This is a genomic window from uncultured Amphritea sp. (assembly GCF_937127095.1).
In the GTDB taxonomy this organism is placed as follows: Bacteria; Pseudomonadota; Gammaproteobacteria; order Pseudomonadales; family Balneatricaceae; genus Amphritea.
On record NZ_CAKZLP010000048.1, the window covers coordinates 24,616 to 46,314 of the forward strand.

Annotated in this window: 19 protein-coding genes; 9 read left to right on the forward strand and 10 right to left on the reverse strand. The window is 51.5% G+C overall.

Features of this window, described 5'->3' with window-relative positions:
- The first annotated feature begins 256 nt into the window (after positions 1–256).
- A complete protein-coding gene (locus Q0499_RS10560) occupies positions 257–1,582 on the forward strand; it encodes a GGDEF domain-containing protein (RefSeq protein WP_299199094.1) in 1,326 nt (441 codons plus the stop codon).
- Between the two features lie 67 nt (positions 1,583–1,649).
- Here the strand turns inward: Q0499_RS10560 and ansA are convergent, their stop codons facing one another.
- A complete protein-coding gene (ansA, locus tag Q0499_RS10565; protein ID WP_299199095.1) occupies positions 1,650–2,669 on the reverse strand; it encodes an asparaginase in 1,020 nt (339 codons plus the stop codon).
- A 54-nt stretch (positions 2,670–2,723) separates the two neighbouring features.
- Positions 2,724–3,758 (reverse strand): dihydroorotase, encoded by a 1,035-nt coding sequence (gene pyrC, locus Q0499_RS10570; protein WP_299199096.1) that lies wholly within the window; start codon positions 3,756–3,758, stop codon positions 2,724–2,726.
- Positions 3,759–3,983: 225 nt separating this feature from the next.
- Here pyrC and Q0499_RS10575 point away from each other — a divergent pair, with 225 nt between their 5' ends.
- Together Q0499_RS10575 and Q0499_RS10580 are read left to right on the forward strand one after the other, a co-directional pair.
- A complete protein-coding gene (locus tag Q0499_RS10575; protein ID WP_299199097.1) occupies positions 3,984–4,463 on the forward strand; it encodes an Hsp20 family protein in 480 nt (159 codons plus the stop codon).
- Between the two features lie 83 nt (positions 4,464–4,546).
- On the forward strand, positions 4,547–5,914 hold the full coding sequence (locus tag Q0499_RS10580) for a Do family serine endopeptidase (RefSeq protein ID WP_299199098.1): 1,368 nt from the start codon (positions 4,547–4,549) through the stop codon (positions 5,912–5,914).
- Positions 5,915–5,941: 27 nt separating this feature from the next.
- On the opposite strand, the gene Q0499_RS10585 is transcribed toward Q0499_RS10580, so the two are convergent.
- Entirely contained in the window at positions 5,942–6,217 is a 276-nt protein-coding gene (locus tag Q0499_RS10585; protein ID WP_299199099.1) for a GIY-YIG nuclease family protein, read from the reverse strand.
- A complete protein-coding gene (locus Q0499_RS10590; RefSeq protein WP_299199100.1) occupies positions 6,217–7,065 on the reverse strand; it encodes an alpha/beta fold hydrolase in 849 nt (282 codons plus the stop codon). Before Q0499_RS10590 ends, Q0499_RS10585 begins: the two co-directional genes overlap by 1 nt.
- A gap of 315 nt (positions 7,066–7,380) precedes the next feature.
- Between Q0499_RS10590 and Q0499_RS10595 the strand changes: the two genes are divergently transcribed.
- A complete protein-coding gene (locus Q0499_RS10595; protein ID WP_299199101.1) occupies positions 7,381–7,812 on the forward strand; it encodes a hypothetical protein in 432 nt (143 codons plus the stop codon).
- A 156-nt stretch (positions 7,813–7,968) separates the two neighbouring features.
- Here Q0499_RS10595 and Q0499_RS10600 read toward each other — a convergent pair whose 3' ends face one another.
- The 6 genes from Q0499_RS10600 to Q0499_RS10625 form a co-directional block, all read right to left on the reverse strand.
- Complete coding sequence (locus Q0499_RS10600) at positions 7,969–8,877, reverse strand: HDOD domain-containing protein (protein WP_299199102.1); 909 nt, start codon at positions 8,875–8,877, stop codon at positions 7,969–7,971.
- A 155-nt stretch (positions 8,878–9,032) separates the two neighbouring features.
- Positions 9,033–10,457, reverse strand: coding sequence for a siroheme synthase CysG (cysG, locus tag Q0499_RS10605; RefSeq protein WP_299199103.1), 1,425 nt, complete (start codon positions 10,455–10,457; stop codon positions 9,033–9,035).
- A gap of 141 nt (positions 10,458–10,598) precedes the next feature.
- The gene (locus tag Q0499_RS10610) at positions 10,599–11,363 is read right to left on the reverse strand and encodes a phosphoadenylyl-sulfate reductase (RefSeq protein WP_299199104.1); all 765 of its coding nucleotides are present in this window, start codon (positions 11,361–11,363) and stop codon (positions 10,599–10,601) included.
- 14 nt (positions 11,364–11,377) lie between these two features.
- Positions 11,378–11,860: a DUF934 domain-containing protein gene (locus Q0499_RS10615; RefSeq protein WP_299199105.1), complete on the reverse strand. Its 483-nt coding sequence runs from the start codon at positions 11,858–11,860 to the stop codon at positions 11,378–11,380.
- Positions 11,844–13,505, reverse strand: coding sequence for a nitrite/sulfite reductase (locus Q0499_RS10620; RefSeq protein ID WP_299199106.1), 1,662 nt, complete (start codon positions 13,503–13,505; stop codon positions 11,844–11,846). The genes Q0499_RS10615 and Q0499_RS10620 overlap by 17 nt, the downstream gene beginning before the upstream one ends.
- Before the next feature lie 81 nt (positions 13,506–13,586).
- The gene (locus tag Q0499_RS10625) at positions 13,587–14,372 is read right to left on the reverse strand and encodes a sulfite exporter TauE/SafE family protein (protein ID WP_299199107.1); all 786 of its coding nucleotides are present in this window, start codon (positions 14,370–14,372) and stop codon (positions 13,587–13,589) included.
- A gap of 387 nt (positions 14,373–14,759) precedes the next feature.
- Between Q0499_RS10625 and cysD the strand changes: the two genes are divergently transcribed.
- The 5 genes from cysD (at position 14,760) to rsxC (ending at position 21,675) form a co-directional block, all read left to right on the forward strand.
- The gene (gene cysD / locus Q0499_RS10630; protein WP_299199243.1) at positions 14,760–15,668 is read left to right on the forward strand and encodes a sulfate adenylyltransferase subunit CysD; all 909 of its coding nucleotides are present in this window, start codon (positions 14,760–14,762) and stop codon (positions 15,666–15,668) included.
- 69 nt (positions 15,669–15,737) lie between these two features.
- The gene (gene cysN, locus Q0499_RS10635; RefSeq protein ID WP_299199108.1) at positions 15,738–17,456 is read left to right on the forward strand and encodes a sulfate adenylyltransferase subunit CysN; all 1,719 of its coding nucleotides are present in this window, start codon (positions 15,738–15,740) and stop codon (positions 17,454–17,456) included.
- A gap of 245 nt (positions 17,457–17,701) precedes the next feature.
- Positions 17,702–18,283, forward strand: a complete 582-nt coding sequence (rsxA, locus tag Q0499_RS10640; RefSeq protein ID WP_299199110.1) for an electron transport complex subunit RsxA — start codon at positions 17,702–17,704, stop codon at positions 18,281–18,283.
- Positions 18,284–18,292: 9 nt separating this feature from the next.
- Entirely contained in the window at positions 18,293–18,892 is a 600-nt protein-coding gene (gene rsxB / locus Q0499_RS10645; RefSeq protein ID WP_299199112.1) for an electron transport complex subunit RsxB, read from the forward strand.
- Positions 18,889–21,675 carry an electron transport complex subunit RsxC gene (gene rsxC, locus Q0499_RS10650; RefSeq protein ID WP_299199115.1) on the forward strand — a complete coding sequence of 929 codons (2,787 nt, stop codon included), beginning with the start codon at positions 18,889–18,891 and terminating at the stop codon, positions 21,673–21,675. The genes rsxB and rsxC overlap by 4 nt, the downstream gene beginning before the upstream one ends.
- The last annotated feature ends 24 nt before the right edge of the window (positions 21,676–21,699 follow it).

Here is a 21,699-nt window from a genome sequence, read left to right on the forward strand (position 1 = left end):
TCCGCCCCTGACGAAACCTGTTCGCTCTCAGATGTTAAACTGATAGCAATCAGGATTGGGCACGTGCAACGCGACCCATAGTTACTATTTCGGGTATTAAACTCCCGGGGAGCCGGATACCTATACACCTGAAACTGCCACAATTAAAAGTGCCATAATGAATAACCTTGGTATACACCTCCAGCGCCGTTAAAACGACGTGAATAGACGACTCAATCAAGATTAAGAGTTTCACAGAGACAGATCGAAATACCTGATGAAAGACGCTTACGCACACCTTGTCCATATACAAAGCCATGACGAACTGGGGCTTTATGAACTGATTCCCGATGTGGTCTGGATCTTCGATCTGGATAAGCACGGGTGGTGGTGGGGCAACCAACCCGCGCTGAAATTCTGGGGGCTTAGCCAACTGGATGAGCTGATCAATAAAGATCTCTCCGGTGATACCCAGGGTGCGCGGGAGCGGACAGCCCAGACCTTTGAACTGGCGGCTAAGAATGGTCTGACTATTGACCCCTGGACCACTTACCCCGATGGCAAGCCAAAAACACTGTATATGAAGCACCGGGCCGTACTGGTCGGGCCTGAACGCCACCGGGCGATCATCGCCTATATCAACGAGGAGGTAAATCTGGGAGAAACGCCGGAAAACCTGCTACTGGTAGAAGCGATGCGCTATACCACCGTTATGGTCACCAGTTTCAGCTTCGAGGGTGATATCGTTATTGAAAACCCGGCGGCAACCGAAGCTTATAAGCATATTGACACAAAACAACTGCCGGATAATCAGTCAGCATTCAGCGCCCGTTTCGCCGTCCCGGCAGAGGGTGAATCGCGATTGCAGCAGGCGATCAGTGATAAAGGGGGACGCTGGACGCACCTGATGCGCACCAGCGCAGGCTTACGCAAGCATACCCTCGACATTCGCATAACCCGCCATCCTCTGAGCGGAGACTTTCTGATTTTACTGGCTGAATATGATGTAACACCCCTGTATGAAGCGCTGGATGAAGCCCACCAGGCCCAGGAAGAGCTGCGGAAAATGGCTCATTATGATGCGGTGACCGGCCTCCCCTCACTTAACTTTTTGCTGCAGCATGCTCCCAGCTATCTGGCCAGAGCAGAACGCCGCAGACAACAGCTGGCGGTGATGTTTATCGATCTCGACGGTTTTAAAACGATCAATGATAGCTGGGGTCACGATACCGGCGACCGGGTATTGCGGGAGGTCGCCCAGCGCTTATCCGGTTTATTACGAGAAGCAGATCAGATCGCCCGTATCGGTGGCGATGAGTTTATTATTCTGGTGGATAATATTCGCGATGAAAACAGCGTGACAATAGTCGCGGAAAAGATCATCCATCGTCTGGAGGACAAGATAATCCTTAAAGATTCGACCGTCATCCCGACTCAGATGAGCGTCAGCGCCAGCATCGGTATCGCTCTCTTTCCTGATCACGGCAACACTCTGGAGCAACTGATCAAAGTTGCCGATAACGCAATGTACCGTGTCAAAAAGCACGGCAAAGCAAATTACTCGATTGAAAACAGCCCGGGTCGTGATCTCCCTGCACGCTAGTCTTCAGTACTAACGCAGGGAGAGAAACAACCGGCGTCATACTCAGTATGACGGGGAAAAAGTGATCTTATTCGGCCATCTCTCCACATAAGCTCCGACCCATAGTCTCTTTGACCTGTGCGGCGGGTTGAGTCGCAATCAGATAATGGAGTTTAGTAAAGGCGGCTTCTAGGGTCAGGTCACTACCTGGTATCACGCCGATCCGGTTAAGTGTGGCCCCGGTGGCATAAGCGCCCTGGCTGACCTGCCCCTGCAGGCATTGAGTGACGTTGACGATATTGACGCCGCGTTTCACCGCCCTCTCCAGTTCAGCCATTAGTTCAGGGTTGGCATCCGGAGGGTTACCCGCCCCATAGGTATGCAGGACAACTCCTTTCACCGCATGATGGTTTAAGAGGTCGCGGGGGATGCGGGAGGAAAGGCCCGGGTAAATAGGTAACACCACCACCGCATCAGGATTAAAGTCCGGAATATTGAAATCAGCACTCCCGACCGGGAGCAGGCGTTCAGCATGCAGTTCGATATGAATACCCGCCCGCCCCAACCAACCGTAATTGGGCGAATCAAACGCATCTAACGCACTGCTTTTGAGTTTACTAGCACGATTGCCGCGTAACAAACGCCCATTAAAGCAGACACAGACCTCGGGGATATCGTACCCGGCAGCAAACATCAGCGATGTCAGCAGGTTATCCAGAGCGTCATTGCGCAGCTGCGCCAGGGGGATCTGCGAACCGGTGACAATCACCGGTTTATCCATCCCCTGTAACATAAATGACAACATTGAAGCGGTATATGCCATGGTATCGGTGCCGTGCAACAGAATAAAACCGTCGTACTGCGACCAGTGCGCCTTAATTATCCCGCCCAGCTCTGTCCAGTGATGGGGTTGCAGGTTGGAACTGTCAATCAGTTGCTCCAGCTCCAACACCTCAAGCGCCGGTAACTGATCGGCATTGGCACTGCTAAGCAGTGCACGCAGCCGCTGTTCAAAACCGGAAACCGGCACATAACCATTTTCCGAACCCTGCATACCGATGGTGCCACCGGCATAGATAACCAATATTTTTCGTTTCATAACTTTCATTAAACACTGCCGCGAGGAGATAAAAAAGCCCGGATAACACCGGGCCTCAATTCATTACGCCTGCAACTTCCAGCTAACCTTCTCGCCAGCAAAGAATGGCACGATTGGGCGACCGTCTGGCAGAGTAATCTCTGCTGGCAAGGTCCACTCTTCACGTACCAGAGTAATACTGCCTTCATTACGCGGTAAACCATAGAAATCGGCGCCAAAGTTACTGGCAAACCCTTCCAGTTTATCCAGCGCACCCAACTCTTCAAACACATGAGCATACAGCTCAATGGCACTCCAGGCACTGTAACAACCGGCACAACCACAAGCATTCTCTTTAGCTTCTTTAGCATGGGGTGCTGAATCGGTACCGAGGAAAAACTTGGGTGAACCCGCCTGCACCATCTGTCGCAGAACCGCCTGATGGGTATTACGCTTCAACACCGGCAGACAGAAATTATGTGGCCGCACGCCCCCCACTAACAGATCATTACGGTTTAACAACAGATGCTGAGGGGTAATGGTGGCGGCAACATTATCAGAGGCAGCCTGTACAAAGTGCGCAGCATCGGCAGTCGTAATATGTTCAAAAACGATTTTCAGATGGGGAAAACGCTCCACAATCTTACTCATCTTCTGATCGATAAACTCTTTTTCCCGATCGAAGATATCGATATGGTGATCGGTAACCTCACCGTGCACCAGCAACAGCATCCCCTGTTCAGCCATCACCTCGAATACCGGATACATCGCTTCAAGGTCGGTCACAGCAGCCGCGGAATTGGTTGTAGCACCCGCAGGATAAAGCTTGGCAGCAACCACCCCTGAAGCTTTTGCATCAATAATATCCTGCCCGGTGGTGGCATTGGTCAGATACAGCGTCATCAGCGGCTCAAAGGATGAACCCGCAGGGCGCGCGTCCAGAATACGCGTTTTATAAGCCATCGCCATCTCAGCATTGACCACCGGCGGCGCCAGATTTGGCATTACAATCGCCCGCTGAAAACAACGTGCAGTCGCCGCAACAGTTTCTGTCAGCATATCGCCGTCACGGAAGTGCAGATGCCAGTCATCGGGAGTACGGATGGTCAGGGTTGTCATAGAGCGGAAATCCTAAGCGCTGAAATAAAGAGGTATGGTTAGTCGGATCATTATACCGTTGCGCGACCAGACCGGAAAGGAAGCAACAGATATTCATGAAAATTTGCCCTTGAATTTTTTTTGCCCCGTCCCTATCTAAAAAATCACAGGAAGGTTGCTTCAGTTGAAGGGCCTTTTGACTTCACAATTGGTCTGTTTAATATCGCTTCTTATGGAGGATATCTTATGAACACTATTGATCTGACACCACTCTATCGCAACAGCATCGGCTTTGACCGGCTGGCCTCACTTCTGGATAGTTCTCTGAGTAGCAACTCAACTTCATCCGGCTATCCACCCTACAACATAGAGACTCTGGACGATAACAGATACACCATCACCCTTGCGGTGGCTGGCTTTGAACGATCAGATATTGAAATCACCGTCGATAAAGATGTTCTGATTGTAAAAGGCTCAAAACAGGAAGACGACAACCGGAAATATCTCTACAAAGGGATAGCTCACCGCACCTTTGAACGGAAGTTTGACCTTGCTGAACATATAGAGGTCTCCGGAGCTGAGCTGAAAAACGGCCTGTTGAACATCAATCTTGTTAAGGAAGTACCGGAGGAGATGAAGCCAAAAGAGATCCCAATAAAGGATGTGGCGGAGCTGAAACCAAAATCGCTGGATCATCAGTCTGAGGTGACCCCTCAGGCACATTAAGATTCAGATTTAACTGTCGAAAAAGCAACTCAGTCGCCTCTGAGGCACTGAGTTGCTGCCGATTAAGATCAGGATTATTCACGATGGGACACCGTTTTACAGCAACGCTGTTAGTTATCCTCAGTCTGATGTTTACCCAGACAGTATCCGCGAATCTGCCGATTAGCTTACCCAATCAGGGGCCGTTGCCATCACTCGCACCGATGCTGGAAAAGGTTAACCCTGCGGTGGTGAATATCGCGACCTACTCCACCGAAGTAAACCGCTACAACCCCCTTCTCAATGACCCCTTCTTCCGTCGCTTTTTTAATATTCCCGAAGATCAGTTTCAACAATATCGACAGCCTGAAAGAAAACAGCAAAGTGCAGGCTCGGGCGTTATTGTTAATGCCGCAGAGGGTGTTGTTATCACCAACTATCATGTGATCAAGGGCGCCGATGAGGTTCAGGTCAGCCTGATAGATGGACGCAGTTTTGCCGCGCAGGTCGTAGGTATCGACCCGGAGCTTGATATCGCCACTCTTAAAATTGAAGCAGAACAGCTATCTGAGGTTAAAATTGCAGACTCTTCGGTCACCAGGGTCGGCGACTTTGTGGTCGCTATCGGTAACCCATTTGGCCTGGGACAAACGGTGACAACGGGTATTGTCAGCGCCATCGGTCGCAGTGGCCTGGGTATTGAAGGCTATGAGAACTTTATCCAGACAGATGCCTCAATCAATCCGGGCAATTCTGGTGGAGCGTTGGTCAATCTTCGGGGCGAGCTGGTGGGTATCAATACCGCCATCATCTCCCCGGCAGGCGGCAATGTCGGTATAGGTTTTGCGATTCCGAGTAATATGGTGACCGCCAGCATGCATCAGTTATTGCTCTATGGTGAGGTGAAACGCGGTGATATCGGTGTTGGCGTGCAGGATATCACCCCGGAGCTTTCTGAAGCCTTCGGCCTCAAAAACGGCCAGAAAGGCGTTTTAATTACTCAGGTTGAAGAGAACTCTCCGGCGGCAGGAGCGGGTATTGAACCGGGGGATATCATTACCCATGTCGATGAAGCGATCACTTCATCCGCGGCCCGGTTACGTAGCCAGATCTCAATGGCTACCATCGGAGAGATGTTACGTCTTCAGATTCTACGGCAGAACAGATCCCTTGAAGTTGGTGTTAAAGTGATCGCCAGAGACGACCTGTCCTATAGCGGTAAGAGTTTACATCCGCTGCTGGAAGGTGCTCAGTTTGAGAATAACGCTGATGGTGGGGTTGTGGTAACGGCGTTGACCCCCAATTCCAAGGCCGCATACAACGGCATACGTCCGGATGACATTATCGTCAGTGCAAATCGTATTGCAGTACATGATGTCGAAACGCTTCGCAGCGCGCTTAAGAGGGATCGTTCCTCGGTACTGCTAAAGATTATCCGGGACAACATCTCGCTGTTTCTGGTGATCCGATAGAGATGAAGGAAGCCTGAAGATTAACTGCTACTGATCGGCGGTTGCCTGCAGTAGCTTCAGTTTCGCAGCTCGGGACAGCGCTTTAATTTGCGCTTCCCGCTTGCAGGCTTCTGAACGACTGTTACAGGACTCACGATAAACCAAGCTGACCGGGCGACGCACACGGGTATATTTAGCGCCAAGACGGTCATTCTGATTATGCTCTTTTACTCTTCGCCCGGTATCGGTGGTCACACCGGTATAAAGCGAGTCGTCTGCGCAGCGCAGGATGTAAACATACCAGCAGGATAACAACTCCGGCATCAGATAAAGACCAGTTTGCTCACATCCACGTTTGCCTCGTCAATTGAGGCCAGAAACCGAGCGAGTAACAGGTTCACCTGATCGGGTTGTTCCAGTGTCAGCATATGACCGGCATTTTCAATCACGGAAAACTGGCTCTCAGGCATCAACTGGGCCATCTCTTCAGCCTGTGCCCGCCGATGAGACCGGTCATGCTGGCCCGCAACCAGCAAAGTCGGACAGCGAATAGCCGCAATCTCATCCAACACCGACTGACGCTGAAACAGAATCCTGCACAGAGCAACAATACCGCGAATCTGTTCAGGCGACAGAAACATCAGATCAAACCGCAACGTTTCCACCAGTGCCGGATGAAGCGCCTGCGTCTCTTCCGTGAAAAAAAGTTCAACGATGGCATCCAGCACTTCAGAAGGAATCTCGTCCATCGGCTCAACCATATTGATCAGTTGCAGTAAATCGCCGTGATTTTCCGGGGTTTCAATGCCCAGATAACAGGAAATCAGTGTCAGGCTGGCAACTTCATCCGGGTATTTCATCGCCAGCCTGGCGCCCCAGAGTCCACCGGTCGACATGCCCAGCACACTATAGCGTTCAATTCCCAGCTGTTGCATCAGCAGATGATACTCCTCCGCCAGAGCCTCGATGCTCAGACCGCTCTCATCCACGGATTGAGACCGACCATGAGACCATAGATCAGGGACAATACAACGGAAATGCTCGGAGAGTAGCTGAAGCTGAGGAGCCCAGGCTCTGCTATCCCAGAGAATACTGTGCCCCAGAAGTAACGGAAACCCCTCCCCTTGATCCAGATAGTGCATCTCCCGGTCATTGATTATGCAGCTGGGCATAGCGCTTCCTTTTGCGGTATTAAATGAGTCTTAGGTTTTACTAACTCAGGCCAATATAGTGATAATTCAGCCAGAGCAACAGTGATGGCATCATTAAAAAGGCAGTACAGTACCCAATACAGGTACCATAAATCGTCCTGGGCAACATCTGACAAACAGCACCGATGCAGGCATCAGAAACAGCCCCGTTTCGCCCCCATTAAAATCAATCTCCACCAAACCGAAACGCAGAAATTATTTGCCTTGAGTATCTGGCCCGATAAACTGTCATGAACAGAGCATAACACTTATTAAGCAGTTTAATTCCGGATCCCTATGATAAGAACGATCAGCGCATGCATCTGTATATCAACCCTGCTACTGTCGGGTTGTAGCAACTCAGTCAAACCGGAGCAGACCGAATACAACGGCTCAGGCGGCATGACCCAATGGAATATAGCGCCTGAGGTTTACCTCTATCACTATGAGAATGGTTTCAGCGCTAGCGATGCTCTGGGTTACGATGAACAGCTGCAGACGGTCTGGTCCCGCCTGGGTGGCGCGATCACCTGTAATATCAACTATGACAAACAGGCTATGATCGAGCGGCTAATGCAACGGTTTGGAGAGAAAGCAGTCACCCATGAATTGAACGGTATCGGTTTCCATAGCGTACAAAGCAGGAAAGTCCCGGACTTCTGTCATGACGCTCGAATAAAAGAGATAAACAAAGCGATTAACCGATACCGTAAAGGCAAATTTGACTAAGCGCAGAGACAGGCTGATATATAGGGATAGTTTATGTTTACTGTTTATCTGCACTACTCATCTGCGTACTCGCGTTAAAGGCTAACGGAAGTATCACAGAGTGAAGCGCTGCAGATCACCCTGTTTACGCTATTAATATTAGCCAAACAGGATGTCTCAGGCCGTCCCGGCTCTAATCAGTACCCGTTGACACTGCTCTGAGATTTTCGGCAACTGTGCCACCAGCTTATTGATGGGGAAGTCGATCGGCGGCCAGCTCTTGTGGATACAAAATTCAACAATAGCTCCCTTGAGCTGGGTCTTTGACCAGGCCGGCCACTCAGGGTTTTTGATCATCAGCACACTGAGAAAATCGGCAAACTGAACAATCGTCAGCAGCTGTTTAAAAGGGACAGAGACCGTTTCAAACGCCCAAAGGTCATAGTGGTGATGAAAACGTAGCATATTGGTAATGGTGCGCGGCAAGTTCCAGTGCTGAGCCGCCAGATAGCCGACTTCAGCATGTGTAAAACCATAGACCTGCTGTTCAACATCAGAGAGCTCCTCGGGGGAGTTCCAGCCCTTCGTATCTACCGCCTCGACCGCTTTAACTGCGATTTGTAACAGTACAAAACGCCCGATATCGTGGAGTAAGCCGGACATATACGCCAGGTCAGGATTGACATTAAATCCAACCACATTCTCTGCCAGAAAACGACTGAGTCTGGCGGTCTCAACCGAATGTCGCCAACCTATTTTATGGCCGGGACTGGTCGGTTCAAACACGCTGGTTGATGTTAGCTGGTCCATCAGATCCAGGGTATTAAAAACACCGATCCGTTCGAGCGCTTTTTCGATGACATAGACGGGTCTGATCGGACCGCAGGGCACCGTATGAGCAGCAGAGAGAACCTTAGCCGCGAGTGGCGGGTCCTGCTCGGCCAGCTCTGCTACCTTAGAATAGAAGTCGACGGCGTCATTACTCAGCAACTTAAGTTGCTCAACAACCGTGGGCAAAAGCGGCAGATTATCAATTCTGTCCTTTACAAAATCGAGCGTAAAAATCCTTTTACCCTGTTCATCCATCGTCACCACCTTACGTGCGGGTCATTATGCAGATCAGTTGCTCTTACCTGAACATGACCTGCACATTATTATTATATTCATAGTCATGTTATCGGCTGTTCCTCTTGATAGAACAGCCCTGACTTAACGCTTTAACGCTTCGATAGACTCTATCGCTAATGAGCATCCGGCAGAATCAGACCATGGTTGTGCAACACCTCTTCGCCAAACCAGGCCAGATTTTCATGCAACTGCACGACCTCGCCAACAATAATCAGTGCAGGCGCAGGAAGCTGAGCCTGACGCTGAAGCTCCGGCAGGCTGCTTAAGGTACCAGTTAATACTTGCTGATCCGCCCGGGTACCGTTTGAGACAATGGCGGCGGGTGTATCGGCAGACTTGCCGTGGGCGATCAGCTGTTCACAGAGTGAGTTCAACGTGTGCAGACCCATATAGAAAACGATGGTCTGGTTCGGATGCACCAATTCATCAAAATCGAGATCAGAGGTTCGGTTTTTCAACTGCCCGGTCACCAGCCTGACCGACTGAGCATAATCCCGATGGGTGAGCGGAATGCCGGCATAGGTTGAACAGGCACTGGCCGCGGTGATGCCCGGCACCACCTGAAACGGGATATTGTGCTGTTTCAGGGTTTGTAGCTCTTCGCCGCCACGCCCAAAGATAAACGGATCGCCCCCCTTCAAACGCAACACCCGACGCCCCTGCAACGCATGTTTGACCAACAGTTCATTAATATCCTGCTGCGGCACCGCGTGATTATCACGCCGTTTACCGACAAAGATACGATCTGCATCACGTCGACACAGATCAACGATCTCCGGTGATACCAACTGATCGTAAAGAACAACATCGGCCTGCTGCATCAGTCTGAGCGCCTTAAAGGTCAGCAGTTCCGGGTCACCGGGTCCGCCACCCACCAGATACACTTCTCCGACCTGATGATCGGGGTCCGCGCTTTCCAGGGCTGACTCCAGTAGAGCTCGGGCTTCTTTATCCCGCCCGGCAAACACCTTCTCCGCCACCTGGCCCTGCATAATTTTTTCCCAGAAAATCCGGCGCCGTTCGACGTTACTGAAAGTCTCTTTCACCTGCTGGCGGAACTGCCCGACAAGCCTGCCCAGACGGCTGTACCCCTGAGGAATCCAGGTTTCCAGTTTAGCTCTCAGCAAACGGGCCAGCACCGGCGACTCACCACCCGAGGAGATACCGATCACAATGGGCGAGCGATCCACAATCGCAGGAAAAATAAAGGTACACAGAGGCTGGTTATCGACGACATTAACCGGTATATGCCGTTCAACGGCATCAAAGTGTACCCGTTCATTAAGCTGATCATCATCGGTCGCAGCGATCACCAGATAAGCATCATTCAGCAGGCCACTGTGATATTCACCAATAATCACCTGTCCACTGTGCTGCTCAACCAGTTCAACCAACTCAGTCTCAACCCGATGGGCGACCACGATGACTCTCGCACCCGCACGGGTTAGCAGGGTCGCTTTACGCAGCGCAACCTGGCCGCCACCAACCAGTAGCGCGGTCCGATCATTGAGCTTAAAAAATAACGGCAGATAATCCAAAGAGGCTTCCTCAGAAAGTGCAGAGCTGATAACCCTATGAAAAACAGATGTTTAATTCACCTGAATTTAACAGCTAGTGTATCAAAAGATAGCAGAAAAGAGCCCGCAAGTAGCGGGCTTTGTAGGTTATCGGTGATAAATTTACTTCGGCAGAAAGTCCATTACATTGATCGGTTTGGCCTCCGCCTGCCCGGTTGGCGGCGTTCCAGGATGCAATCCACACTCACGGGTTTCAGGGTTTTCCCACCACCAGCGTCCGGCCCTGACATCTTCACCCGCAGCCACAGCCCGGGTACAGGGTGCACAACCAATACTTGGATAGTGCTGATCATGCAATGCGTTGTAAGGCAGTTTATTGGCGTGGATATAAGCCCACACCTCTTTTTCAGTCCAGTCCGCCAGCGGATTAAACTTATCGATGCCATTACCTTCGTCAAACTCTTTAAAGCCAATCTCATCGCGGGTAACCGACTGTTCACGACGCAGCCCGGTAATCCAGGCATCACGGTTCGTTAAAGCCCGTTTCAGCGGTTTGATCTTGCGCACAAAACAGCAACCTTTACGCATCTCCTGGCTTTCATAGAAGGCATTAACACCGTTCGTGCGGACGTAATCTTCAACATCGGTCGCTTCCGGGTAGTACACCTCAACCTGCAGATTGCGATAGAGTGCCTGCACGTCGGTCAGCAGCTTCAGTGTTTCTTCCGGCAAACGACCGGTATCCAGCACAAACATGCCGATCTTCGGGGTATGCTTGCTGATCAGATCGGTAATCACCACATCTTCCGCACCCAGACTGTTGGCAAACACAACCTTACCTTCTGCATACTCCGCAGCGGCCTGCTGCAAAACAGATATGGTATGGGTTATCTTCGCTTCTAGTGCGGCGGATATTTGTTCACTCATCGCTCTGGCCCTGATCAGTTCTGGCGGAAAATAGGTCGTTCATCATCAGCACTGCCCTGATAGTGCACCGGCACTTCACCAAAGGCGCTAACGATATCATCGCTGTAACGATCTGCCGGGATCGCAAAAGCATCAAAACCACAGCGTTCCATATACTCCAGACGGTCACGGGTGACATCACCCTCGGCACGAATCTGCCCGGAAAAACCAGAACGGCGCAGGATTCTGGCGAAACTGAAGCCCCGTCCATCGGTGAACGCCGGGAACTCAATGGCAACCAGTGACACCTTATCGAGATGCTGCAGAATCAGATTCAGATCCTGATCACCATTGATACGCACACCCAGTTTGCCCGCAGCATTGATCAGAGAGTCGGTATGTGCAGAAAACAACTCGTAGGGCACAACAATGTCTTCATCGATGTGCGCAGAAAGATTGTCTTCATCAACCAGCAACCAACTGTCGTCAGCGACCACACGATTAATTAACAGCGGCATAAACTCTCTCCTTAAACGGCTCGAGACCGATACGGCGAACGGTTTCGATAAAACGCTCATCTTCACTACGGTTTGCAACATAAACCTGCAGGATCTTTTCAATGGTGTCGGCAACCTCAGCCTGAGGCACCGCTTTACCAATTATTTTACCCAGTGACGCATCCTCCCGTGAGGAGCCACCCAGGGTAATCTGGTAATAATCTTCCCCCCCCTTATCCACACCCAGAATACCGATATGGGCAACATGGTGATGGGCACAGGCGTTGATACAACCCGACATATTCAGTTTGATATCACCGATACCGTAGAGGTAATCAAGATCATCAAACTTTTCGTTGATCTGCTCAGCGACACCCAGTGTATGAGCATTCGCCAGGGAGCAGAAATCAAATCCGGGGCAGACAATCATATCGGTCAGGGTGCCAATGTTGGCCCGTGCCAGATTGAGATCACGCAGAGACTGCCACAGGGTATACAGATCACCGGCTGCTACGTGAGCGAATACCAGATTCTGGTCGTGAGTACTGCGGATCTCACCAAAGTTGAAGGTATCCGCCAGATCAGCAACCGCATCCAGCTGCACATCGGTGATATCACCCGGTGGCTTAAGATGAGGTTTCAGGGAGATCACCACCGCGCGGTATCCGGCAATTTTGTGCTCACGGGTATTGCGTTCATACCAGGCGCGGAACTCAGCGTTATCTTCCAGCTGGTTTTCCAGTACAGAGATACCGTCGACCGCATCAGACGCGTAGGGGTGCGGCGCAAAATAACCCTTAATTTTGGCGATATAGTCATCGGTCAGCGCCAACTCGGTGTTACGGATCACGTCCCACTCGGCATCAACCCGATTTCTGAACTCGTCAATTCCCAGCGCATTCACCAGAATTTTGATGCGCGCTTTGTACTTGTTATCCCGACGTCCATTCAGGTTATACACCCGCAGGATCGCTTCAAGGTAGGTCAGCAGATCCTGTTTTGGCAGGAACTCACGGATCACTTTGCCAATCACCGGGGTACGGCCCAGGCCACCGCCGACCAGTACTTCAAAACCGATCTCTCCTGCTGCATTTTTCACCATGTGCAGACCGATATCATGCACCTGTGACGCAGCCCGGTCCTCAGGGCCACCGGTGACGGCGATCTTGAACTTACGTGGCAGATAGGCAAATTCCGGGTGCAGTGTCGTCCACTGACGAATCATCTCACACCAGGGGCGCGGGTCTTCGATCTCATCCGCAATAACACCGGCGAAATGATCGGTGGTGGTATTGCGCAGACAGTTACCACTGGTCTGGATCGCATGCATCTGCACCTCTGCCAGTTCAGCCAGAATATCCGGCACCTCTTCCAGTTTCGGCCAGTTCAGCTGAACATTGGTCCGGGTGGTGAAGTGCGCATAGTTCTTATCATATTTACGGGTGATATCTGCCAGCTTACGCACCTGAACAGAGTTCATCAGACCGTAAGGTACCGCAATACGCAGCATCGGAGCCTGACGCTGAATGTAAAGACCATTCATCAGACGCAGGCCACGGAACTCCTCATCGGGAATTTCACCTGCCAGAAAACGGCGGGTCTGATCGCGATATTGCTCAACCCGCGCATTGATCAGATTCTGATCCTGTTCATTATATTGATACATTGTCTATTACCGCCGGTTAACCGGCCCTCACCCTTAAAAATTACAATTCAAAAATGCAGTCTTGCACTTGCAACCCGTTGCTTAGCCTGCCAGTACAAAGCGCATGCCAATCGCCAGCAACAGTGTTCCCATAATGGGCTGTATCACTCTCGGTGACAGCTTGCTGCCAAAATGACTACCCAGGAAAACGCCCGGCAGCGAACCGATCACCAGACATAGCAGCAACCAGAGATCCACATTCCCCATCCCATAGTGCCCGGCCCCGGCAACACTGGTCAGCACCACAGCATGCACCAGATCAGTACCCACCAGCGTCTGCATCGTCATCCGCGGATAGAGAAGAATAAGTAATGCTGTGCCCAGCGCACCAGCCCCCACAGAAGAGAGAGTCACTAAGGCTCCGAGTACGATCCCCATGATAAGCGTCACATAGGGACGATAGCGACGACCCTGCTTTTCAAACCGGGTGCCTTCAAGCTTAATAACGGACTCTCTTATCCGGGTTCTGAAAAACACCGCCACAGAGGTGAGAACCAACGACACCCCCAGCGTTATGTTCATCAGATATTCAACTTTCTCAAGCCCGCCCAGACCGTCGAGATAATTCAGCGTCAGCAGCGATCCGGGGATACTACCACCGAGCAGCAAAAACACCACCCGCCACTCAACCAGTTTTTTGCGGGCGTAGGAGATACTGCCGCCAAATTTAGTAATCGCTGCATACAACAAATCAGTACTGACTGCTGTCACTGGCGGAATACCGAAGACAACAATGAGTATGGGCGTCATTAAAGCGCCACCACCTATCCCTGTCAGGCCGACTATAAAACCAACCACCAGGCCGGCAAAGCTGTATGCTATTTCCATCAACGTTCTCAGCTGCACTACAAAAAGTTGCCCGTCATATTTCAGACGGATTACCGCAAAATCAGAATGCGCTATAATAGCCAGCGCTCTTTATAACTCAAAATAATAATTATTAATTTATTAATTCCTTTTTGATATAAGAGACTTTGACGGCGAGATCTACTCAAATGTAAAGCACTCATTCGTATAGAGCAGCACCTTCTTATTCCTAAAAGTTACTAAAACATTCCAACATATTCTTTTTGATTTTAAAAATAGATCTGCCATAATAGCCGCCATTATAAGGTAGCGTATCGCTTATGCTGGCTAATCCATCAGGATCTGCAGCGCTGGGCGCTACCGTGACATTTATCAGGTATGCGGAAAGAGTTAATCACTATGAGTCAATTGCCGGAACACAGACTGACCCACCTGCGTCAGCTGGAAGCAGAAAGCATTCACATTATTCGCGAAGTTGCATCGGAGTTTGAAAATCCGGTCATGCTTTACTCCGTCGGTAAAGATTCGGCGGTCATGCTGCATCTGGCCCGTAAAGCTTTCTATCCAGGTAAACCGCCCTTTCCCCTGATGCATGTTGATACCACCTGGAAGTTCAAAGAGATGATCAGCTTCCGCGATAAGATGGCGGAAGAAGCAGGTATGGATCTGATAGTACATATCAACCAGGAAGGCGTTGATATGGGTATTGGCCCCTTTACCCATGGGTCAAAAAAACACACTGATGTGATGAAGACCCAGGGCCTGAAACAGGCATTGAATAAATATAAGTTTGATGCTGCCTTTGGTGGCGCGCGTCGTGACGAGGAGAAATCCCGGGCGAAAGAGCGGGTATTCTCATTCCGCGACAAGAACCATCGCTGGGACCCGAAGAACCAGCGCCCCGAGCTGTGGAACACTTTTAATACCCGTATTGATAAAGGCGAAAGCATCCGTGTTTTCCCTCTGTCTAACTGGACCGAGCTGGATATCTGGCAGTATATCTATCTGGAAAGCATCCCGATTGTACCGCTCTACTTTGCGGCTGAACGCCCGATTGTGGTTCGTGATGGGGTTGAGATCATGGTGGATGATGAGCGCCTACCGCTGGACGAGGGTGAAGTGCCAGAGATGAAGATGGTTCGCTTCCGCACCCTGGGTTGCTACCCCTTAACCGGTGCCGTTGAATCTTCCGCGCAAACCCTGCCTGAGATTATTCAGGAGATGCTGCTGACCACAACCTCCGAGCGTCAGGGCCGGGTAATCGATAACGACGGCGCTGGATCGATGGAACAGAAGAAGATGGAAGGTTACTTCTAACGCTTTTGTTGCCACCAACAGAACCTCAGTGACAGCACTGTACAGAATTTAAGAATACGGAACACAATCATGAGTCATCAGTCCGATCTGATCGCCAGCGATATCGAAGCTTATCTGGCACAGCATGAAAACAAAGAACTACTGCGCTTTCTTACCTGCGGCAGCGTAGATGATGGTAAATCGACCCTGATCGGTCGTCTGTTACACGATTCCAAAATGATCTATGAAGATCAACTAGCTGCACTGCACGCAGACAACGCCAAAGTCGGTAATGCCGGTGCGGAACTGGATCTGGCACTGCTGGTTGATGGTCTGCAAGCCGAGCGTGAACAGGGTATCACCATCGATGTGGCTTACCGTTACTTCTCAACCGAGAAGCGTAAGTTTATCATCGCTGACACCCCCGGACATGAGCAGTACACCCGCAACATGGCCACCGGCGCATCTACCTGTGATCTGGCGATTATTCTTATCGATGCCCGCCACGGTGTTCAGGTTCAGACCAAGCGTCACAGCTTTATTGTGTCCCTGCTGGGTATCAAACACACCATCGTCGCCATCAACAAGATGGACCTGGTGGACTACAGTGAAGCCCGTTACGAAGAGATTAAGCAGGATTACCTCAGTTTCGCCGCCGATCTGGATCTGAAGGATATCCATTTTGTCGCATTATCGGCCCTCAAAGGCGATAACGTCGTCAACCTGAGCGAGAATATGCCGTGGTATAGAGAAGCGCCACTGATGCAGTATCTGGAAACGATTGAGATCGCCAATGACCAGAACTTCGAGCAGCTGCGCTTCCCGGTGCAGTATGTTAACCGCCCTAACCTGGATTTCCGTGGCTATTGCGGCACACTGGGCTCCGGTGTGGTACGCCCGGGTGATGCGATCACCGTACTGCCATCTGGCAAGAGCAGCCGGGTGAAATCGATTGTCTCGTTTGATGGTGAACTGCAGGAAGCGTTTCCACCGATGGCGGTGACTCTGACACTGGAAGATGAGATCGACATCAGCCGTGGCGATATGATCGTGCACAGCAGTGATAACACTCAGGTCAGCAACCGCTTTGATGCGATGGTTGTGTGGATGGCCGAACAGCAACTGATCCCCGGCCGTCAATATGATATCAAAATGGCGACTCAAACCGTTGCTGGCGGCATCAGCAGTATTCGTTACTGCGTAGACGTCAACACTCAGCAAGCACACCCGGCGGCAACTCTGAAACTGAATGAGATTGGCCGCTGTGAAATCACCCTCGAGCGCCCGGTTGTGACGGACGATTACCGTTCTCACCACACCACCGGCTCATTTATCATCATTGACCGACTCACTAACATCACCGTGGCGGCCGGTATGATCGCTGCGGATGACGGTGAAAACAATATTGTCAGCGACAATCTGGTGACCACCACCAGCGCTATCAGCAAACAGGACCGGGAGCGTCGTTTTGGTCAGCAAGCACTGACTCTGGCGATCCGTGGCGGCTCTCAGGAGCAGCGCGATACCCTGCTGTATACTACTGAGCGCCAGTTGTTCAATCAGGGCCGCGCAGTGGCGGTGCTGAACAACAGCACAGTGACAGCGGAGATCGGCCAGGTGATCAGCCTGTTCAATGAGAATGGCCTGCTGGTGCTCACCGATGCCGCTACAACAGCGTTGCCTGATGCTGCTCTGATGGTTGATCTGGATGGCGGCAGTGCCGACCTGAGCCTAAACGCTTCAGCACAGCCTGTCGCGGCTCAGGCCAATGCGATTCTGGAACTGTTACGCGAAAACGGCGCAATCTGATTCTGCGCGATACTAACGACATACTATCCGGGTCTGATTCAGTTCAGACCCGGATAATCGTTAAAGGCCGGAATTAACCTGTACAGCGGCAAATACAGCTGCTTTTCATGACGCAGGTGCAGAAAAATTGAGACACATCAACCATAAAGCTATACCGGAAAGTCGCTAAAATCGGTAAACTTTAGAACTTTCTAATTTTAAGGCCGTACCGGTAGCCCGATACCGGTGATGATGTAACGAATCTTATGACTGATTATCTGCTAATAATTATCAGCACCGTTCTGGTGAACAACTTCGTACTGGTTCAGTTTTTGGGTCTGTGCCCCTTTATGGGCGTGTCCAATAAGCTTGAAACGGCGATGGGGATGTCACTGGCCACCACGTTTGTGCTCACACTATCGTCAATTTGCAGTTATCTCGTCTACACCTATCTGCTGGAACCACTGGACCTGACCTACCTGAAAACCATCTCCTTTATTCTGGTGATTGCGGTCGTTGTGCAGTTCACCGAAATGGTGGTGCGTAAAACCAGCCCGCTGCTCTACAAGTTACTGGGTATCTTCCTGCCGCTGATTACAACCAACTGTGCCGTTCTTGGTGTGGCACTGCTGAACATTAAAAAGATGAACGGCTTTGTTGAGTCAATCGCCTATGGTTTTGGCGCTGCGGTGGGTTTTTCCCTGGCGCTGATTTTGTTTTCCGCCATGCGGGAACGTATCGCCGTTGCTGACGTACCGGTTCCGTTTCAGGGAACCGCGATCGGCATGGTGACTGCGGGCCTGATGTCACTCGCCTTCCTCGGTTTTACCGGTCTGGTTCAGTTTTAAGGAGTTACCGTGAGCGCTGTATTAATTGCCGTGCTGGTATTGTTGGGACTGGGCCTGGTATTCGGTATCCTGCTGGGCTATTCCTCAATCCGCTTTAAAGTCGAAGGCAACCCTCTGGTTGACCAGGTCGACTCGCTGCTGCCCCAAACCCAGTGCGGTCAGTGCGGCCATCCGGGCTGTCGTCCCTATGCCGAAGCGATTGTTAACAACGAAGAGGCGATTAACAAGTGCCCTCCCGGCGGCCAAAGCACCATCGAAGCTCTGGCAGACCTGTTGGATGTCGAAGCAACTCCACTGGATTCCGAGCACGGCGAAGAGCAGATTAAGAAAGTCGCCTACATCCGCGAAGATGAATGTATCGGCTGCACCAAGTGCATCCAGGCCTGCCCTGTAGACGCGATTCTCGGTGCAGCAAAACAGATGCACACCGTTATTGTGTCCGAATGTACCGGCTGTGATCTGTGCGTTGAACCCTGCCCTGTTGACTGTATTGATATGTTACCCATCGAACCCACGCTGAACAGCTGGCAGTGGCCAGTGCCGAAATCGGGCGTAGAACTAATTGCCACCGACCGCCATCCGGGGATCGCTCAGGAGGCAGACGCATGAAAAATACGGTCAGAGTGCATGGTTTTCATGGCGGCATTCACCCTCCGGAAAACAAAAAGCAGTCCACCGGAGCGCCTATTTCTCTGGCGCCGGTTCCTACGCGCATCGTCCTGCCACTGCAACAGCATATCGGTTTACCTGCTGACCCTGTCGTCAATGTCGGCGACCGGGTGTTAAAAGGTCAGAAAGTCGCTGAAGCGGTCGGGCGGATAAGCGCGAATATTCACTCATCTATCTCCGGGACCGTTGTCGCCATCGAATCGCACCCGGTGCCGCATATGTCCGGTATGGAAGCCGGCTGTCTGATCATCGAATCAGACGGTAAAGATGAGTGGATCGAACATCAGGGGCTTGAAGACTACACCCGGCTGCCGAAGCCGGCGCTGATCGAGTATATCCGTCAGGCAGGCGTCGCCGGCATGGGTGGCGCAGGCTTTCCCACCGATGTGAAACTGCATCTGGGTGATGATCATATCGTCAATACACTGATCATCAACGCTGCGGAGTGCGAGCCCTATATCACCGCCGATGATATGCTGATGCGCGAACGTGCTGATGAGATTCTTGGCGGTATCGAGATCATCGCACATCTGCTGCAACCACTGCATATCATGGTCGGTATCGAAGATAACAAACCACAGGCAATCCGCGCCCTGCATGCAGCGCTGGATAACAGCCCGCTCAACCTGGATATTGTCATCACACCGACGAAGTATCCTTCCGGTGGTGAAAAACAGCTGATCAAACTGCTCACCGATGTTGAAGTGCCCAGCGGTAAAATTCCGGCGGATGTCGGTATTGTTTGCCAGAACGTCGGCACGACGACTGCAATTTACCGCGCGGTTGCCTATGGAGAACCACTGATTTCAAGAGTTGTAACCGTCACCGGGCAGGCTGCTGGCCACAAACAGAATTATGAAGTGCGCATCGGCACCCGCTTCTGCGATCTGCTGGATCATGCTGACGTCCGACGCGAACAGATGCACCGACTGATTGTCGGCGGCCCGATGATGGGCATCACGGTTATCAACGAGCAGATTCCGGTTATCAAGACGACCAACTGTCTGATTGCCGGTTCTATTGAGGAGATGCCACCGCAACCACCGGCACAGGCCTGTATTCGTTGCGGCATGTGTGAACAGGTATGTCCGGTCGAACTGCTGCCACAACAGCTACACTGGTTTGCTAAAGGCAAAGAGTTTGAAAAAGCCCGGCACCACAATCTGTTCGACTGTATCGAATGCGGTGCCTGCTCCTATGTCTGTCCGAGTAACATCCCACTGGTGCAGTATTATCGCTTTGCCAAAGCGGAGATTCGTAAAGAGGATGCTGAGCAGCGCAAAGCTGACCATGCACGAATCCGTTTCGAAGCCCGCTTAGAGCGCCTCGAACGGGACAAGATTGAAAAAGAAGAACGCCGCAAGCAGCGCGCCATCGAAGCGGCGGCAGCGCAGGCGGCGAAGAAAGATGCGGCCCTGAAAACCAGCGCTGCCCCCACCGCAGCTAGTGCGGCGGATGCCGCCACAGCGGATCTGAAACAGCTGAAGAGCAATGCTGCAATCGCCCGGACTAAGCTAAAGAAAGCGGAAAAAGCCCTGGCAAATGCGCAAGACAAAGGACTCGACGGTATCGAGCCACTGCAGGCTACGCTGCAACAGCTGCAGGTAAAAGCAGATCAGGCTGAACAAGCTTATGCCGAAGCTCAGAACACTCCGGTACAGAGCCAGACAGCACCTGAAACCGATCTGAAACAACTAAAAAACAATGCGGCAATCGCCCGCACCAAGCTGAAAAAAGCTGAAAAACTATTAGCAGCAGCGGAAGCGAGTGGTGACGGTGATATCAGCTCACTAAGAGCCCAGGTCACAGAGCTGCAGGAAAAAGCCGTCAACGCAGAAAAAGCTTACAAAGACGCGGACAGTGGTGCAGTCACAGCCGCTGCCGCAGTTGATACGTCTGAACTGGAAGCCGACATCGCGGCGATGCAGGCTAAAGTCGATAAAGCGGAAGGTGCCTGGAAAGCAGCCGTTGAGTCCGGCAGTCCGGCTGCGGATAAAATGGCCGCCGGTGTAGAAAAACTGAAAGAGAAACTGACCACCCTGCAGGATGAACTGGCTAATGTGCAGTCCCTGCCTGCAACGACAATCACAACTACAGTCACAACAGCAACCATCAACACCGCTGAACTGGAAGCCGATATCTCTGCGATGCAGGCTAAAGTTAATAAAGCAGAAAACGCCTGGAAAGCAGCCGTTGAGTCCGACAGTCCGGCTGCGGATAAAATGGCCGCAGGGGTTGATAAGCTGAAAGATAAACTGCAAACCCTGCAGGACGAACTGGCACAAGCGAGCGGCGGCCCAGTGACGAAACCGGTAACTGAAACAGATACACCACCCGTTACCGACCTTAAAACGCTGAAACAGCAGGTGTCCATTATGCGCACCAAGCTGAAGAAGGCTGAAAAGCTGTTGGCAGAGCTACCCGAAGGCGAGGAAGATCCAGCGTTAGTTGCGGATATAGAGGCGTTAATGCTTCGCCATGATGCGGCCAAAGCCACTCTGGATGCCGCTGAAGCAGAAAAAGCCGCTGCCGCAGCAGCACAGGGTATCGACCTGAAACAGTTGAAGATAGATGCGGCGATGGCTCGGGCAGCGGTCACCAAAGCGGAGCGGGCGCTCAGTAAAGCTGAAGATGGCAATATACAATCGCTGGAAGAGGAGCTTCTGGCGGCCCAGGCGCAGGCAGATAAGCTCAACTCGACCCTGGAACGTTTTTCCGAATAGTCGATTAATTATTTTATATAGTCG